Raw genomic sequence first — 18,152 nt, forward strand, 5'->3', positions numbered from 1 at the left:
GATTTTTTTCATCCATTTGGCATTTTTCCAATACATCCATTTTTCTCGTTTTTGATCGATGAATTCTTTTAATCGTCCAAATTGATAAAAGACAAAAAATAAAAAGATGGGAAGAACAAATAGCCAGAACACCAGTTTAAAATCTGCGGGACCACTACTTCCTCCGGAGTCATCATTACTCTCATAATAACTGCTGTTATCATACGATGAAGAGGAATTATCACTGGAGTTATCGCTGTAATCACTACCACCGCCGTCGTCGTAAGATTCTCCCCCGCCAACTCGTGCGTAAGAGGTGGGTGTGATGCTTAAAAGGAAAGTAAGAAATAGAAAACGACTTAGAAATGTTTTCATTAGAAATAGAATAACCGCATAACGATAAATGAGGCTAATAATAAAATATTAACGACAACAAATGTATATAACCAATCTTCCTTCACTTTTTTAAATATTCCGATTAGCGAAATCAGAATTAGAAGAACAGGAATAAAAACAAGACTTGAATAAAAATTAAAATAGGGTTGAATCGTGATTTGATCCGCCGTTTTTAAATGAGTGGTTATTTGAAACAAGAGGGTGCGGTATATATAAATGGAATCTCCTTCGTCCACAATCATGGCATCGTCGATAGACAAAGGTGTTTTTGTGTGTTCGGTGCGAATGGAAAATTCAATGGGAATTTCGTTATGGAGTTTCTTCAGAAAGAAATATTTTTTAGGATAATGATGTCCGTCAAATTCAGCATCCCATGATACAACGGTTTCCTGAAGGGTTTTTCGCGGAAGAAAATAATCGCCAATTAAGATGGTGCCGAATAAAACGCAAAACAGAAAAAAGGAAGTGATGAATTTAAAAAAGGGACTTTGCTGCGGAAGTCGACCCGGCGGTACAGAAGATGTGTGTCTTTCTTTTTTTTGTAGGGTTTTCAATGGCTTAGAATTTTGTTGCCAGGACAATTCCTTTTTTATAATGCTTCACATTTCCGTTTAAATCGAAAATTTCCATGTAAATCACATAAGCGCCTGCATTGGCTTTCTCGCGTTTTTCATTGATGCCGTCCCAGCTGATGGTTCCGGAGGCCGACAATAATTCATTTCGCATGAGTAAACGCACAATTCTTCCTTGCGCATCATAAATGGTGATGTTACCTACGTAACCGGATTGATCCAGTTGATAGCTAATGTTCACCACATCTTCATAGCCATCGTTATCGGGCGAAAAAGTGGCGGGATCTGCATTAACGGTTCCATTGCTGTTCCCGGGTTGCAATTGTGAGTTTTCATAGCCGGGGGTAGCATAGTTTTCCGATTCGGCGGCAGAATGCCAATTGCTGTTGTCGGAAGTGGGACGATTAAAATCTATGCGCTCAAGTGATACGCCATCGTTTGTTTGCAATAATGCAAAATGCATATCGCTGCTGTATTCAAAATCATCATTCAGGCGATTGGTGTTGTCGATTAAAATCACTCGTCCTGCATCATTGGAATAACTAGGCATCGATTCAATCTGATGTAAACGATCGCGGTGTGTGAATGAATATTCGGAACTGATATTGCTGCTATCGGTGGTAATGGCTAAATACTGACCGGGATAAAGTATGAATACTTTGTCGCTGATAATTTTTGCGTTGGAAATGGTGTCGTTGCTATAATTTGCGAGTGACCAGTTTTTCAGGGAAACGAATCGTGGTGAGTTATTATACAACTCTACAAAATCTGCACCTGATCCACGTGGATCAAACAACACTTCATTAATGATGATATCGCCGGGCCAACTTACATCGGGTAAAGCAAATTGAATGGTTGAACTGGTTGAAACCTGATTGCCTACACAGTCGGAACAAAAATTTGCATTCAGCGTGTAAATGGTTTGGAATTGCAATGGAGGATTTACCGTTAGAGAAACGCTATAGTCATCCATCACATTAGTGCCTGAAACTAAAATTCCGTGATCGATAAAATAATTTCCGATCAATAATGAAACGCTGTCCATTATTTCACTGAAGGTTACAATGACCGTGTTTGCATCTATGGTTTCTGCTAAAACGGGATAAGGTAATTCAGTATCGGGATTGGTTTGTTGTATCGAATTTATTCTTCCGGGAGTTCCGCCGCTGGCATCGTTACTTGCCCCCCAGTTTGAAATTGTGCCGCAAGGATTGGCGGCGTCTTTCATTTCGAGTGTCCATCCGCCTTGAGCTTTAAAACTATTCTGATACCAACTGTCGTCGTAATTCACTTTGTGAATGAGTTGTCCACCCGGTGAACGCAAACTTATTTCATCGCCCGCATTGTTGAGCGAAGGCAAAGAGGAGAGTCCCGATACTTTTCCATACGAGGTATAATCAGCCACATTTGCATTGGCGGTTAAGATCACATAGTCGTAAGGGAAAATAATTGTGACCGGCAATGTAACGGTAGAACTCAAATCCGATAAATGATATCCGCTTATTGCAATTACTTTATTGGTGGTATTGTACAATTCTACAAATTCAGATTCCGGTAGAGCCGTACTTCCATCCGGATCCGGAAATAATTCGTTGATGATAATTTCATACGGTTGAGGATCCACACCAATTCCTATTTGCAGACTGTCTGCCGACATATTGTTGCCAGCACAATCGGAAGCATTATTGCAAATAAGTAAATATAAAGTGGCAGGATCTAGAGCGGTGTTAAAGGTGATCGTCACATTGGTGAAATCCGGACCATTCACTTGTGTAGAGCTAATTCCAATTCCGCCATTTATACTCCAGCTGGCTGCACTGAGTGAAAGGGAGTCCATATTTTCACTGAACGCTACTTGAATTTGTGTGCTGGTTAAAATGGAATAAGAAATTATTTCCGGTGCTGTTAAATCCGGAGCATTGGAATAAACGGAGTTTTGGATTCCCGGAGATCCGCCGTTTACATTGTTGGATGCAATCCAATTTTGAGAACCGCTGCAATCGAGTGTAGGATTGATTAATTCGAGCGACCATCCTCCTTGTGCTTTCGCACTGCTCTGGTACCAGGTATCGGAATAATTAACCTGATCTATAATTAAACCATTTTGATTTTTTAATACCAGATTATCTCCGCTATTGTTGAGCGATGGAAAACTGTTTAAGCCCATTGTAGTGCCGTATGGCAACCAGGTCGTTTCATCTGCAGTGGTGCAAAGAATCAGGTATTCGCCCGGAAGGAGAATGTGATTGCCAAAAGTGGCGGTGCTGCTCCCATCAGAAATGGTCCATCCCGATAAATCGAAATTTAAATTGCTACGGTTAAAAATTTCAAGAAACTCTACAGTGGGTAATCCCGCAGAAGGTGTTGGATCGGCAAATATTTCATTGACGATTACCTCTCGATAGCTGGCGGTGGAAAGTGGAATGTATGTAAAATCTACGGTTTCATTTACCGTTAAATTTCCATTGAGATCTCCTACGCCATTCACAGTAAGCGTGTTGGTTTGCATGGGGGTAAAGGGACTTGCAAACGTTAAATGCACCAATGAAAAATCCACCGCATCACGTTGTGCAATACTTGGATTGCCTAGTCCGTTTGTTGCAAAATAATTACTGATGTTTTCTGCTGAAGTTTGTTCCAGCGATTCATCGAAATCTACATCCAGTTGGGTTGAACTAATAATGCTTGCACTTACAATAGCCGGAGGTGTAGTGTCGATGATGACAGGTCCCACATAAATATTATCCGCAAAATATTTTACATTATTAGCAGCGGAATAGTTTACCATGATTCCGAAAAAAGAACTTGTGGTATAGGTGTTGTCGAGCACCGCCCCCTGGTTGATGTAGGCTGTTCCGGTTCCGGTATTATCAATATCGAGCGTCCAGTTTCCAAGTGCATCGCGAATGACTTTTACTTTAAACGGATTATTGCTCGAGGAAGCAATGACCCCATCGGTACCGTTGATGATGATGGCATTGGTGGCTCCGTCTTTACGGTATAAACTAATTTCATCGGCCGTATTTCCCACCATTACATAATATCCGTTGAAATTTCCGAGGAGATTCGATTGATCGGAAATCAAAACAATATTCATGTAATTACCCGATGAGGTTGCGCATTTGGGATTTACGTAAAACTCCCATTGTGCATCCATAGCGGTGCTTGAATTTGTGCTCAAGTAAATTTGAGTTGGAGTAATGGCCGGACCATTTGTTCTCAGTTCTCCGGTCACCACCAGCCAGTCGGCCGTGTTTCCGCTCCATACAACGCCATTGGTAAAATCGCCGTCGTTAAAATCATCCGTAAATTGTGCATTCACCCGAAGGGTGAAAAGACACAGGGCAAAAGCAAAAATATTTAACAGATTCCTCATCTTCTGTGGGGATAGGCTCAGGGTAAATATAGTACATTTGCCCCTCAGAAAAACAGTAAAAATTACCAAAAATGAGAGTCGCTGTAGTAGGTGCCACCGGATTGGTGGGAACAAAAATGATGCAAGTGTTAACCGAAAGAAATTTTCCGGTTACGGAGTTTTATCCTGTTGCGTCGGAAAATAGTGTAGGAAAAGAGATTTCCTTTAAAGGGAAAAACTACAAAGTTATAGGCATGCAGGAAGCCGTTGCGCTTCGTCCCGACATTGCTATTTTTTCTGCCGGCGGAAGCACTTCACTCGAGTGGGCTCCCCGTTTTGCAGAGGTGGGAACTACGGTTATCGACAATTCATCGGCCTGGCGGATGGACCCTTCCAAAAAGCTGGTGGTTCCAGAAATTAACGCCGGTGTATTAGGTCCCGACGACAAAATTATAGCCAATCCTAACTGTTCGACCATCCAGATGGTGGTTGCACTTTTTCCTTTGCATTTGAAATATAAAATTGAACGCATTGTAGTTTCCACCTATCAGTCGGTTACCGGAACAGGAAAAAAAGCGGTGGACCAGCTGATGAACGAGCGAAACGGAATACAAGGAGAAATGGCCTATAAATACCCAATCGACCTCAATGTAATTCCTCAGATTGATGTATTCACGGATAATGGCTACACCAAGGAAGAAATGAAAATGGTGAATGAGACCAAAAAAATTATGGGCGACGATACTATTCGGGTTACGGCCACTGCCATTCGTATTCCGGTAATGGGCGGACACAGCGAATCGGTAAATGTGGAGTTTGCCAATGAATTTGATTTGGCGGAAGTGCGTTCCATTCTCGAAAAGTCGCCTGGAATTGTAGTGGTGGATGACCTCAAAAATGCCCTGTATCCCATGCCGAAAGATGCCCATGAAAAGGATGAAGTGTTTGTGGGACGAATCCGCAGAGATGAAACCCAGCCTAAGACCTTAAACCTTTGGATTGTGAGCGATAACCTGCGCAAGGGTGCTGCTACCAATGCGGTTCAGATTGCCGAATACCTCGTGAAAAACAAGGTGTTGGCTACATCCGCTGTTTAAATCTATTCTAAATTTGAACTTTTTCTGAACTGAGTTGTTGGAGTAGTGCATGGCACAAATTCCAACTGACTCATTGGCTCCAATGAGCCCGCTGAAACGTTTTTTCGCGCTGTTAAGGCCCGAGAGGAAAGACATTTTTCAGATTTATTTTTACGCGCTTTTCAGTGGCTTAATCTACCTCATACTACCACTAGGAATCCAGGCGATTACCTCCTTTATTATGACGGGTCAATTAAGCACTTCCTGGACCATTCTGGTTTTGGTAGTGGTACTGGCTATCGTCTTTTCGGGATTGATTCAGGTTTTTCAATTGAGTATTACTGAAACCTTGCAACAACGCATTTTTGTAAGGGCAGCCTTTGAGTTTTCCTATCGTGTAGTGCGCTTTAAAAAAGAGGCTTTAAAAGGAAAGTATGCACCCGAACTCATGAATCGTTTTTTCGATGTGGTTCAGATACAAAAGGGATTGTCCAAAATCCTGATCGATATTTCTTCCTCTACACTCCAAATTATTTTTGGATTAATCCTTCTCGCATTTTATCACCCCTTGTTTATTGCATTGGGACTGGTGTTATTGGGGGTATTGGCGGCGATATTCAGAATTCTTGGTCCGAACGGATTAAAAACATCCTTAAAGGAATCGGGACATAAATATGAAGTGGTGCAATGGTTACAGGAATTGGCACGCACCAGCGACACGTTTAAACTGGCGGGAAAAACAAATCTCCCGTTGGAGAAAACCGATGAACACGTTAGCGGATACATTGAAGCCAGGAAAAAGCATTTTAAAGTGTTATTGTGGCAATACGCTACCATTATTCTATTTAAAACAATTATTACCGGAGGATTATTAATAGCAGGGAGCATTCTTGTTATTGAAAAGCAATTGACCATTGGTCAGTTTATCGCTGCCGAAATTTTAATTGTAATGGTGATGCAGAGTGCCGAGAAACTGGTGTTGACGCTGGAGTCGGTTTACGATGTAATTACTGCTGTAGAAAAAATCGGATTAGTTACCGATATTCCAATGGAAGATATTTCCGGAAAAGAATTTTCGCCGGTGGAGAAAGATAAAGGATTGCGACTGGAGCTTCGTCGTTTAACCTTTAAATATCCAGGGGTTCAGGAACCGATTATCCGTGAATTATCACTGGAGGTGAATGCAGGCGAAAAGATTTGTATTGCGGGCGGACACCATTCCGGTAAATCAACGCTGATACAATTATGCGCAGGACTTTTTCATTCGTACGAAGGAAATATTTTATACAACGAAATTCCGCTAAGCAATCTGCAACCGGAGTCCCTGCGATGTTATATCGGTGACAGTCTTTCTCAGGAAGATATTTTTATCGGTACCATTATGGAGAACATTACCATGGGTAAAAAGTCGATAGGGATGGAGCAGGTATTGGAAATTGCAAAACCGGTGGGATTACATGATTTTATCATTCAGCTTCCGCAAGGATATGAAACGAAAGTTTTACCAGGAGGAAAAGCGCTCCCCAAGAGCATAGTCCGTAAAATTATTTTATGCAGAAGCCTGGTCGATAATCCGCGCTTGCTTTTATTGGAGGACATCCTCCTTCATGTAGATAAAGAAGAACGGGAACGGATTTTTAATGTGTTGTTCGATAAGAATAAATCGAGAACCGTGCTGGTGGTGAGTAACGACAAAAAAATCGCTTCCATGTGTGATCGTTTTGTAATTCTCGATGAAGGAAAAATCAGTGCCGAGGGTCGTTCGGCGGATGTTGACCATTATCCAAATTTATTTTCCTGATTATGCTGAATATATCTCCCGTTGAAATAAAAAGTAAAGTAGATATAGAACGCTATCGGTCTTATTCCTCTACTTCTGTTTTTGGTTTAGCCAGAAGAGTATTGCTTTGGTTAGGTGTGTTGTTTGGAATATTCATTGTGTTTCTGTTTTTACCATGGACCCAAAACATCCAGGCAGAAGGTAAATTAACCACATTGCGACCTGAGCAACGTCCGCACACCATTCACACCACCATTCCCGGTCGAATAGAGCGCTGGTACGTACAGGAAGGTCAGCATGTAAACAAAGGCGACACCATTGCATTTATATCTGAAATTAAAGACGATTACTTCGATCCCAAACTTTTACAGAATACCGAAGATCAGGTTAAGGCCAAGGAGAAAAGTATTGAGTCGTACCAGGAAAAAGTAAATGCCCTCAATAAACAGATTGATGCATTGAATGAGGGATTGATTTTAAAAATCCAGCAGGCAAAAAATAAAATTCTGCAGAGCGAACTTAAGGTAAAAAGCGATAGCATGGATCTGGAAGCGGCCCGAACCAATGCTACTATTGCTGAGGAACAATTTCAACGCTATGTGGAATTAAAAAAGAAAGATCTGATTTCGCAAACCGATTTGGATAGCCGGAAATTAAAATTGCAGGAAACACAGGCGAAAAAAATTGCAGCAGAAAATAAATTTCTCGCTACCAAAAATGAACTCATCAATGCCATGATTGAGTTAAATACCATTGAGGCAGAATACCAGGATAAATTAATGAAAGCGGAGTCGGATAAATACACGGCGATGTCGACCGTTTTCGATTCGGAGGCTGCAGTTGCAAAATTGCAAAGTCAGTTTTCTAATTATGCCGTTCGCAGCGGTTACTACTTTATTACTGCACCGCAAGATGGATACGTTACCAAAGCCATTACAGCCGGTATAGGTGAAACGGTAAAAGAAGGGACACCCTTAGTCAGCATTATGCCTTCGAAGTTTGAGTTGGCGGTAGAACTATATATTGAACCAATGGATTTGCCTTTATTGAGCAAAGGCGACCATGTACGCTTTGTGTTCGATGGTTGGCCATCATTCGTGTTTTCCGGCTGGCCCGGCGCTTCGTTTGGAACCTTTGGGGGAGAAGTGGTGGCAATTGATAATTTAATTTCTGAAAGCGGAAAATACCGTGTACTTGTTGCTCCCGATAAAAAGGATGAACCCTGGCCAACCGCATTACGTGTAGGAAGTGGTGCTAAAGGAATGATCTTATTGAACGATGTACCGTTATGGTACGAACTATGGCGAAAACTGAATGGATTCCCACCTGAATTTTATACACCAGCTACTACAGGAAATGAAAAGACTAAAAAATAACATTCTCCTTGTAGCAGTATTGTGTTTGCTTTCCCTAAACGGAAGAGGAAGTGATAGTCTTTTGCTTCGTTTTTCGGACTATATGCACATGGTGATGAATTTCCATCCCACAGCCAAACAAGCGGCCTTACTCAATGAACAATCCGAGTTTCAACTGCGGGAAGCAAGAGGGAATTTCGATCCGCAGCTATCGGCCGATTATTTGAATAAATATTACGGCAGCAAAAATTATTATTCCCTGTTCAGCTCCATGTTGAGTGTTCCCGTTTGGTTCGGACCCGAATTAAAAATGGGTTTCGATCAGAATCAGGGATTGTTTGTAAATGATGAGCACGCTACTCCACAAGATGGTTTATGGTATGCCGGAATAAAAGTTCCATTGGCGCAGGGAATTTTGATTGATCAACGCCGTGCTGAAGTTAAAAAGGCAAAGGTTTTTGTGCAGCTCAATGAACAACAACAACGACTGATGTTGCTCGATTTATTTTATTCCGCAGCGCAACGTTATTTCGATTGGTACCTAATGCATAAAAATGTAGAGGTGCACCAAAATGCAGTAGAACTTGCAAGCCGACGATTGAATCTCATTCGGGAATTGCATCGGGTGGGGGAAAAACCGGGCGTGGATACATTGGAAGCAACCATTCAATTGCAAAGCCGGCAACTTGATTTAAATGAATCGAAAATGATGCTCAGGAATCAAGCATTATTGTTGTCCGTTTTTTTATGGAACGATGCCGGAGATCCTGTCGATTTGAAAGAAGGTATTCTACCCGATAATTTAAATGAAACGTTCGACCTTATAAAGGCCGACACCACTGCATTTAGTCTAAACCAGCACCCGGCATTGTTGTTTTATGATTATAAACTGCAACAATTGGAAATTGATCGTCGACTGAAACAGGATAAACTTAAACCGAAGTTGAGTGCTCAGTATAATTTTTTATCCTATTCATCGCCGGATGTCCCCCTGATTTCCCCCAATAATTATAAATGGGGAATTCAATTCTCATTTCCCTTATTTCTCCGCCAGGAACGCGGTGCAATTGGTCAGGCCAAATTAAAAATTCAGCAAACCGAATATGACCGGGATCTGAAGCAACAGGAATTAAATGCTAAAATAAAATCGGCGTTTAATGAAATGAACTTTGCACTTCAGCAAATGGCGCTTGCATTAGAAAATATGCGCAACTATAACGCCTTACTCGATGCAGAAAAAGAAAAATTTATCCGCGGAGAAAGCAGTTTGTTCATGATCAATTCCCGCGAAATTAAAGTGATTGAATCGCAATTGAAATACTATAACACGGTTTATAAATACCACAAGAGCAAAGCGGCTTATCGTTTTGCTTTAGGGAAGGGATTTGATCAATAACACCATTCTATGATACAGTTTCACATGCTCACCCGTGAGAAAAAAGTTTGCGATGGCATTGCAGATATTATTTTGAAAGATAATTATTCGAAAGACATTCGAATCGAAGAAATGATTCAACAGGAATGGGATGCAACTTCTCAGAAAAGAAGAGAACTTATGTTTTATCGCATTACTTGTTTAATGAAGTCGACCCTATTTACCCCGTTAGTATCTGAGGTAACCGAAAAGTATGGAACTGAACCCAGAATGTTTTCTTTACCCGTAACCCAGATTGAAGATGATTGGGCAATGGAAATAAGAAATTCAACCCGAAAAATTTAAAGCGCTTCTTCGGTCCAGGTATGGTCGGCCAGTAATTTCACCTTGGCAACAAAAGCCTTGAACTTTTTACTGCGCCCCCATTCGTCCGGACCAATCATCGACAATACATGTCCCCCTTCTTCTGTTTCGTAGAGGTAATAACTGTATCCAATCAGCGGAGCAAAACTCATTTTAGCTGCATAAATTTTAAACGAAAGCGTTTTGCGGTCCTGAATCTCCTGCGCCTGTTTGGCCAATAATTCAATTTGCTTGCGGATTTGGTCCAGCTGCATGTCGGTTTGTTCTTCCATGGCCGACAAAGCCCTGCTTTTTATGACGCTTTCTTTGGTGGTTTTTATAACCGCGCTACCGCGATGATGGGCATAGGGGAGTGAACCGGGAGTTTCCGTGGTATGGTCTTTATCGATGGGATTTTCCTGTTCACTCATGGTGATGTAAAAATACAAGAATCTTAGCAACTCTGCATAAAGAACAAATTCCGAAACAATTTGTTGTAGCAGCATGGAAATGGACAGAGATCTGGATCGTATAATAGAAATGGCATGGGAGGACCGCACACCTTTCGAGGCCATTTTCGTTCAGTTTGGAATTACCGAAAAGGAATTACTGAACATTATGCGATCGGAGATGAAACCATCCTCGTTTAAAATGTGGCGCAAGCGCATGGCCGGAAGAATTACCAAACACGGCTCCAAACGAGGATTTGATCAGGGTCCGTTTAAATGCACACAACAAAAAGCGATATCGAACAATAAAATTTCCAAGCGATGAAGGTGGAAATACGTGTAGGAGAAAAAACAATTGCCTGTTTACGCGGTGAGAATCTGCGTGAAGTATTGATGCGTCATGATATCATATCACCCTATCATCATTCCGGTTGGGGGATTTGCAAAGGAGCTTTGTCCTGCGGCACCTGCACGGTGAAGCTCACGGGTTCGGTTATGGATATGCGCACTAACCGAGTAGAAAATAAATTGGGCGACCCCTGCCTGTCCTGCAAAATAAAGGTTGAAGGCAACCTTCACCTTGAATTTTTAAACGGCGCTTTGTAACAAATCACATCCTTTTTTGTTTTAAGGATATGGAAAAGCAATTTTCAATATCCCGCTGTCTGATTGTTTTAATCCTGCTGCAAGGGTTATGGATAACTGCTTTTTCTCAATCGCCCAATGACCCGATTGATAGAAACAAAATAAATACTGCGCTGGTAGAAGAACTTTTTCTTCAAAAGCTAAATGCGTTGAGGAAGGAAAAAGGGCTTACACTATTACAAAAAGATCCGGTATTGGCCAAAGCAGCAAAAGACCAGGCGGACTACCAGTTAAAGTTTAAGGTATTAACCCATAATCAGAATGTAAGAGGGAAGGAACAACCCTATCAACGGGTGGCATTTTATAAGGGGACGCATGGAAGAATCGGTGAAAACTGTTTACAAACTGCGGTTGGAGTAAAAGTGAAAAATAAAGACGGGAGTTTCAGGGAAGTTCATACTTATGAGGAATTAGCAGAGGACTTTTTTCAACTCTGGTTTCATTCACCACCGCATTTTCAGAACATGATTAATCCGAATTATGAAATGTGCGGACTCTCCCTCGCGCTCGATCCGAAGACTGGAAAATGTTATGCCGCACAGGTGTTCGGGACCAAACCTTTTGTGCCTCCCTTTCCGGAGGTCCCCAACACCACAGATGCATGGAAAATTCTTCCGCAGGATTCAAAATTTTGCACCGGGTATGGGAAATATGAGAACATTGCCGGAATATTTTCGCAGTATTTGTGGGATGAAAACGACACCATTTTCCAATACTATCAAACACTTCCACATGCCAAAGAAATAATGCCGGGTCCCACCGACGGAATTGCACTGGACATCGTGTTTCGCGAGCAGTTTGATTGTTCTAAAAATCACAATTTACATCCTTCCGATGTACACGATGGAATAATGTTGAAACCGGTATTCAGTAAACAATTGTTTGCTACCAATCTGGCTAAAGCAACGAATGAATTATTTTCCTACGTTGGAACAGTTCCTCCGGAAGCCAGAGGAAAAAAATATCAGATCAACACGATCTTAATTAAAAACGGACATGCTTGTAAATATTCTTATCCTGTAGCTGTAATTTCTAAAAATCTTTCTCTGTTAAAGCTTCGTCCGGTATGGATGCATTATGTGGGAGAAATTAAGCCGGGATCCTACACAAGAAAATTTTCATTTGATCTTCCTTTCGAATCCAACAGCATCGAATTGCAAGGGTCATCGCTCAATAAATTAATTGAGAAATTATCGATGTATGGTCCCTTCATTCGTGGTATTTCTATTCACGCCTATAGTTCGGTGGACGGTAAGAAGGAGGTCAATCTAAAACTCCAATCCGAAAGAGCGCAAAAAATTGCAGAAACAGTAAAACTATTTATTCCGGCTGGTGTAGAAATCACAACGGTGGCAGAAGAAAACTGGACCTTGTTCCGAAAACAAGACGCCGATAGCATACACCGTTTTGCAGGGGTGCCGGACGATGAAGTGAAGCGCAAACTGAGCGACAAAAAAACGTATGAAGAATTAAAACCATTTCTCCATCTACAACGCGTTGCAAAAGTTGAACTGGATGTGGAAGTGAAGTGGGATGAGCATACACCGGTAGAACAATTGCCGGTTGCCATGCATGGGGTGCTTGCGGATGGGGATAGCTTGCAGGCACGGATCATTCATTCGAAAATGGTTTATGGAATGTTAAAAGGGAAAATTAATCCCTCTCAATTTATTGAAATTGATATTCCTGCCAAACAAAAATTTGTTCCCGTATTGGTCAATTACATGGGTGCATTGTCCATGACCGACGATTTTTCCGAACGTTCGCATCAGGAGGAAATGGTGCGGGCCTATGAGCTGGGAAAAGGTCATCCGAAAATGGAGTTCAATTATCTGGTTTACAATTTGCGTTATTGGGCATCCTTTGGTTCACCACTGTGTGATATCAATGGCATGGAGAATAAAATTGAAGGACTCCGCAGCGAAATGAGTGATAGTTTAACCAATAGTTTGTTGCTGAATTATTACGTTTTGTCGGCCTATCATTTTTACGTCAACAAACAGTTTGACCGCTTATATCATTCACTGGAAGGTGTTCATCGTCTCTATAAACTGGCACCCATTTATGAAAGCGATGCAATTGACCTGGCGCTTATTTTTAATCTTTATTACCGGTTCGACTGGAGTATTGACGTTTTGCAACCTTTTATCGATCCAAATACCTGTTCGCTGGAGGCCTTGTTTCTGTTTGCACGCACCGCTGCCTTTGAACGTGGAGACATGGTGAAGGATGATTTTTATTATAAGGTACTGCAGTCCTGCGCCGACCGCGATAAGCCGCGTTTTTGCAAATGGATCGATGAAGAGGACTTCCAGCTTTTGCGTGATGAAGGGGTGCAGCGGATCTGGTGTAAGGAATGCGCCGGGCATTAGGCGGACTTTACGTACATTTCATCATTTATTCACCCGCTCTCCAATGGGGAAATGAAACTTTCTTTCTTTATTTGCAGGGAGACATTGCCACATGACCAAAATTAAGCTTGAAATGGATTATGACTATGATTTCGATTTGATCGGAATCAGTTGTCACGCTCCGGATTATCGTTTGTGTTGGGCGCTAAATCAGAAATTAGGAATTTCATTGGGCAAAAAGGAAGAAGGTCTGGTTTTGCGCAATAAAAAATCAGGTGAGGATGCGAGTCACGCTATTTTCGAATATTTTGGCGAAGAAGACCATGTGGAGTATTTCCTGCTCTTGAATAAGACAGGCGCCTCTTATTTGGTTCCGGAACAAAAAGCGGCCGATTTTTTATTTATACTCCGAAACAACTATGCCATAGACGCTTCGGAGATCCTACAGCAGATTAAAACCATCGATTTGGTTCAAACCGCCTTTCGGATCGATGCAGAAAATTTGAAATCAAGAGAGAACCTCTTATTTTAGAACATTAATATTACACAGCTTTGAAACAGATTTCAGAATTACAATTAAGAAAAAAGACAAAAATCGTTGCTACCCTCGGGCCGGCATCTTCCTCGAAAGAGGTTATTATGGCGATGGTGGAAAACGGAGCCAATGTGTTCCGTATTAATTTTTCACATGGTGAATACGAAAAACACGGTGCTGTAATTGATGTTATCCGTGAAGTGATCAATGAAACAGGAGTACATGTTGCAATTCTTGCCGATTTACAGGGACCAAAACTCCGTTGCGGAGAAATGGAAAACAACGGAGTTAAACTGGAAGAAGGTCAGGATTACATCCTCACTACAGAAAAAGTGATAGGCGATAATAAGCGAACGTTTATTACCTATAAAGAATTTCCTTTCGATGTTAAACCCGGAGAACGGGTGCTGATGGATGATGGTAAGCTGGTGTTTGAAGTGGTCGGCACCAATGGAAAAGATGAAGTGTACACGAAGGTTATTCAGGGAGGAGTTTTGTCATCCAAAAAAGGATTAAATCTTCCGAATACAAAAGTTTCGCTGCCATCTCTCACGGAAAAAGATAAAGCCGATTTAGAATTTGCTTTGGAAAAAGATGTGGACTGGATCGGACTTTCGTTTGTACGTGAAGCAAGAGACATCATTGAACTTAAACACCTCATTGCCTCCAAACAAAAACGTGCAAAAGTTATTGCTAAAATTGAAAAACCGGAAGCCATTGAAGAGATCGATGATATTATTCATGAATCAGATGGGCTAATGGTAGCGCGTGGCGACCTTGGAGTAGAAATCCCACTGCAAAATGTTCCGCTCATTCAAAAACTCATCATCCGCAAATGCTTATCGCAGGCAAAACCGGTGATTGTAGCTACACAAATGATGGAAAGCATGATTACTTCCTTAACGCCTTCCCGCGCAGAAGTAAACGATGTGGCCAATGCAGTATTCGATGGTGCCGATGCCGTAATGTTATCCGGCGAAACTTCCGTTGGAAATCACCCGGCGAAAGTAATCGAAACCATGAGTAAAATCGTAATGGAAGCAGAGACCTTCGAAGGGATTTATCACAAGGAATCGATTCCGCGCGATGAAAAAAGTGAACGTTTTATAACCGATTCCATTTGCTTTAATGCAACACGACTTGCTCAACGGGTGGGTGCCAATGCTGTTATTACCATGACGCATTCCGGCTATACCGCGTTTAAGATTTCGAGTCAGCGCCCCAAAGCCAATATTGTTGTGTTTACCGGAAACAAAAAAATGCTCGATACTCTATCGCTGGTATGGGGTGTAACCGGATTGTATTATGATAAAATGGTAAGCACCGATCACACGATTGCCGATGCAAAATATATGATCCGCAAATTGGGATTTGTACAAGAAGGCGATTTAGTGATTAATATCGCTTCAATGCCAATCGAAGATAAAGGTCAATCGAACATGATTAAGTTGAGTCGCGTTGAATAATGACAACAACGGATTTTAGCAATTCAAAAAATATAATTTTTCCATGAGCATAAATGTAAAACTCCTTAAATCGATTTGTGAAGTTCCCGGTGCACCCGGACATGAACAGAAAGTTCGTGAACTCGTTTTGAAAACCGTAAAACCATTTGTAGATCGTATCGATATCGACAACATGGGGAACATCACCGTGGTGAAAAAGGGGAAAAACAGCACTAAGAAAGTGATGATTGCTGCTCACATGGATGAAATCGGATTCATGGTGAATCATATCGATGAAAAAGGATTTCTTCGTTTTGTTCCGCTAGGTGGATTTGATCCTAAAACCTTAACGGCACAACGTGTAATTGTGCATGGAAAAAAAGATGTAATAGGAGTTATGGGTTGCAAACCCATCCATGTAATGTCGGCCGCCGAACGCGAAAAAGTGGTTCCCCTGAGCGATTATTTTATAGATCTGGGAATGACAAAAAAAGAGGTGGAGAAAATCGTTAGCATTGGAAATGTAGTTACCCGCGAACGTGAACTGATTGAAATGGGTTCTTGTGTGAATTGCAAATCGCTCGATAATCGTCTTTCCGTTTTTATCTTATTGGAAACCCTTCGCGAATTGAAAAATCCGGCCTATGATGTTTATGGTGTGTTTACGGTTCAGGAAGAAGTGGGCGTTCGCGGCGCAAGTGTAGCTGCATTAGCCATTCAACCCGATTTCGGATTTGGACTCGATATTACCATTGCCTACGATGTGCCCGGAGCAAAGGCCCATGAAAAAATAACGGAGCTTGGAAATGGAACAGCCATAAAAATTATGGACTCCAGTGTTATCTCCGATTATCGCATGGTTGATTTCATGAAGAAAACCGCCGATAAACATAAAATAAAATGGCAACCCGAAATTTTACCTGCAGGCGGAACAGATACTGCGGGAATTCAACGCATGACGGCAGGTGGAGCTATTTCCGGATGTATTTCTATTCCTTGCCGACATGTTCACCAGGTGATTGAAATGAGCGATAAAGAGGATATCCGCGGCAGTATCGATCTGCTTAAATCCTGCCTTACGGACATCGATAAATACGACTGGAGTTTTAAATAATTTATAGTGAAAAGGTTCCCGAAACGGAGCCTTTTTTATTGGAATAAATCCCGGAGTGCAACACGCTCCATGGCTCCTTTGTCAATAGCCATTTGAAGTCGGGCAAGAAAATCTTCATAAGCCGGCGAGAGAAGAAAATCCTTTTCAGGAATCGAATCGATGGTGTCATCAGTGAAGTTTAAGGGACAAACATCTTTTAGTTTTTCACCTTGTTCATTGGTAAGTAATAGAGGTAAACCTTGTGTTCTGCAAACAAAAGGCCGGTTTTCATAAATTCTGCAGGCTCCTTCGGAAGATAAAAAAGCACACATGCCAGCAGGATGGGGCTTTTCGTTTTTTAGAACGTCAGATTCATTTCTGCGAATGTTTTCCGCTTCTACGCCAAATACTTCAAGATGATCTTCGCAGCAGGCAAAACAACCTTTTTTACAAACCATATTTTTGGCATGCAGTTGCTCCAAACGGTTGATGTCGGGTTGAAGTGCAGCATAAAATTTATGTAGCGTATGTATTGCTTCGTCGCTATATTCAGTTGCCATGTTTCTTGAATTATGGAATGCGGATTCCGATTACACAAATATCGTCTACCTGCTCTAAATCACCGCGCCATTCTTCAATGGTGTTTTGCAATTTTTCTTTTTGTAAAGTGGTAGACAAACCTGCAATTTCAATCAGTAATTTGTTGAGGTTGGAATATTTAAACTTTTTACCCTTGGGTCCGCCAAACTGATCGGCATAACCATCGGTAAATAAATACAACATATCACCGGTTTGGAGTTCCGGTTCAAAATTTCTGAAGGCATCCATACGGTCCGACATTCCTATCGGCATTTTATCGGTATCCAATTCTATGCATTCCCCATTTCGAACAAGCACCGGCGAGTTGTGTGCAGCGGCGTAACTGATGGAGTTGTTGCTCCACCGAACTAAAATTCCATCCATTCCATCTTTCTGTCCCTGCTGCGAAATATTTTCAATTAAGCGCAAACGGGTATGGTCTAAAATGCCACCGGGTGATGCAATTTTCTTTTCATTGATGGATTCGTTCAGAAAGGAAATATTGAGTAGCGACATAAATGCTCCGGGCACGCCATGTCCGGTTGAATCGCACACGGCAAGGAAAAATTCTTTTTCGTGTTGATTAAGATTCCGCTCGGAAGCCCAGTAGAAATCTCCGCTAACTACATCTTTAGGTAAAAACAAAACAAAATGATCCGGCAGATTTTTTTGCAAAAGCTCATCATGTGCCAAAAGGGCATATTGAATTCGTTTTGCATAATTGATCGAATCCATAATTTCTTTGTTCTTCTCCTCAACAATCTCTTTCTGATGATGAAGCTCGCTGGTGCGTTCCTTTACTTTGTTTTCAAGATTTTCATAGAG

The 18,152-nt window shown here is 41.5% G+C and carries 17 protein-coding genes; 11 read left to right on the top strand and 6 right to left on the bottom strand.

The annotated features are described in order from the left end of the window. The 3 genes from K1X56_12490 to K1X56_12500 all read right to left on the bottom strand — a co-directional run. The coding region (locus K1X56_12490) for a hypothetical protein (protein MBX7095531.1) at positions 1 to 354 on the bottom strand (354 nt) is incomplete at its 3' end. After that, on the bottom strand, positions 354 to 929 hold the full coding sequence (locus K1X56_12495) for a hypothetical protein (protein MBX7095532.1): 576 nt from the start codon (positions 927 to 929) through the stop codon (positions 354 to 356). The genes K1X56_12495 and K1X56_12490, both read right to left, overlap by 1 nt. 4 nt (positions 930 to 933) lie before the next feature. Continuing rightward, a complete protein-coding gene (locus K1X56_12500) occupies positions 934 to 4,323 on the bottom strand; it encodes a lamin tail domain-containing protein (GenBank protein ID MBX7095533.1) in 3,390 nt (1,129 codons plus the stop codon). Positions 4,324 to 4,394: 71 nt separating this feature from the next. Between K1X56_12500 and K1X56_12505 the strand changes: the two genes are divergently transcribed. The 5 genes from K1X56_12505 to K1X56_12525 all read left to right on the top strand — a co-directional run bounded on the left by K1X56_12505 (position 4,395) and on the right by K1X56_12525 (position 10,233). Beyond that, positions 4,395 to 5,399, top strand: coding sequence for an aspartate-semialdehyde dehydrogenase (locus K1X56_12505; GenBank protein ID MBX7095534.1), 1,005 nt, complete (start codon positions 4,395 to 4,397; stop codon positions 5,397 to 5,399). Positions 5,400 to 5,481: 82 nt separating this feature from the next. Continuing rightward, complete coding sequence (locus K1X56_12510) at positions 5,482 to 7,179, top strand: ATP-binding cassette domain-containing protein (GenBank protein ID MBX7095535.1); 1,698 nt, start codon at positions 5,482 to 5,484, stop codon at positions 7,177 to 7,179. 2 nt (positions 7,180 to 7,181) lie between these two features. After that, a complete protein-coding gene (locus tag K1X56_12515) occupies positions 7,182 to 8,534 on the top strand; it encodes an HlyD family secretion protein (protein ID MBX7095536.1) in 1,353 nt (450 codons plus the stop codon). Continuing rightward, complete coding sequence (locus tag K1X56_12520; GenBank protein MBX7095537.1) at positions 8,515 to 9,909, top strand: TolC family protein; 1,395 nt, start codon at positions 8,515 to 8,517, stop codon at positions 9,907 to 9,909. Before K1X56_12515 ends, K1X56_12520 begins: the two co-directional genes overlap by 20 nt. Positions 9,910 to 9,918: 9 nt before the next feature. Continuing rightward, positions 9,919 to 10,233 carry a hypothetical protein gene (locus tag K1X56_12525; GenBank protein MBX7095538.1) on the top strand — a complete coding sequence of 105 codons (315 nt, stop codon included), beginning with the start codon at positions 9,919 to 9,921 and terminating at the stop codon, positions 10,231 to 10,233. Here the strand turns inward: K1X56_12525 and K1X56_12530 are convergent. Then, entirely contained in the window at positions 10,230 to 10,661 is a 432-nt protein-coding gene (locus K1X56_12530) for a DUF2452 domain-containing protein (GenBank protein ID MBX7095539.1), read from the bottom strand. The genes K1X56_12525 and K1X56_12530 overlap by 4 nt on opposite strands. 73 nt (positions 10,662 to 10,734) lie before the next feature. Here K1X56_12530 and K1X56_12535 point away from each other — a divergent pair, with 73 nt between their 5' ends. The 6 genes from K1X56_12535 (at position 10,735) to K1X56_12560 (ending at position 16,769) form a co-directional block, all read left to right on the top strand. Further along, positions 10,735 to 11,004, top strand: a complete 270-nt coding sequence (locus K1X56_12535) for a TIGR03643 family protein (GenBank protein ID MBX7095540.1) — start codon at positions 10,735 to 10,737, stop codon at positions 11,002 to 11,004. Next, a complete protein-coding gene (locus tag K1X56_12540; protein MBX7095541.1) occupies positions 11,001 to 11,285 on the top strand; it encodes a 2Fe-2S iron-sulfur cluster binding domain-containing protein in 285 nt (94 codons plus the stop codon). Before K1X56_12535 ends, K1X56_12540 begins: the two co-directional genes overlap by 4 nt. Positions 11,286 to 11,314: 29 nt before the next feature. After that, positions 11,315 to 13,696 carry a CAP domain-containing protein gene (locus K1X56_12545; protein ID MBX7095542.1) on the top strand — a complete coding sequence of 794 codons (2,382 nt, stop codon included), beginning with the start codon at positions 11,315 to 11,317 and terminating at the stop codon, positions 13,694 to 13,696. Between the two features lie 91 nt (positions 13,697 to 13,787). Further along, complete coding sequence (locus tag K1X56_12550; GenBank protein ID MBX7095543.1) at positions 13,788 to 14,207, top strand: IPExxxVDY family protein; 420 nt, start codon at positions 13,788 to 13,790, stop codon at positions 14,205 to 14,207. A gap of 29 nt (positions 14,208 to 14,236) precedes the next feature. Further along, a complete protein-coding gene (pyk, locus tag K1X56_12555) occupies positions 14,237 to 15,676 on the top strand; it encodes a pyruvate kinase (protein MBX7095544.1) in 1,440 nt (479 codons plus the stop codon). Between the two features lie 49 nt (positions 15,677 to 15,725). Continuing rightward, a complete protein-coding gene (locus K1X56_12560) occupies positions 15,726 to 16,769 on the top strand; it encodes a M42 family metallopeptidase (GenBank protein MBX7095545.1) in 1,044 nt (347 codons plus the stop codon). Positions 16,770 to 16,804: 35 nt separating this feature from the next. Here the strand turns inward: K1X56_12560 and K1X56_12565 are convergent, their stop codons facing one another. Both K1X56_12565 and K1X56_12570 read right to left on the bottom strand, forming a co-directional pair. Further along, on the bottom strand, positions 16,805 to 17,308 hold the full coding sequence (locus K1X56_12565) for a YkgJ family cysteine cluster protein (protein MBX7095546.1): 504 nt from the start codon (positions 17,306 to 17,308) through the stop codon (positions 16,805 to 16,807). 10 nt (positions 17,309 to 17,318) lie between these two features. Continuing rightward, positions 17,319 to 18,152: SpoIIE family protein phosphatase (locus K1X56_12570; protein ID MBX7095547.1), on the bottom strand; the 834-nt coding region annotated here is incomplete at its 5' end.

The sequence above is a fragment of the Flavobacteriales bacterium genome (genome assembly GCA_019694795.1).
Classification (GTDB): domain Bacteria; phylum Bacteroidota; class Bacteroidia; order Flavobacteriales_D; family UBA2798; genus UBA2798.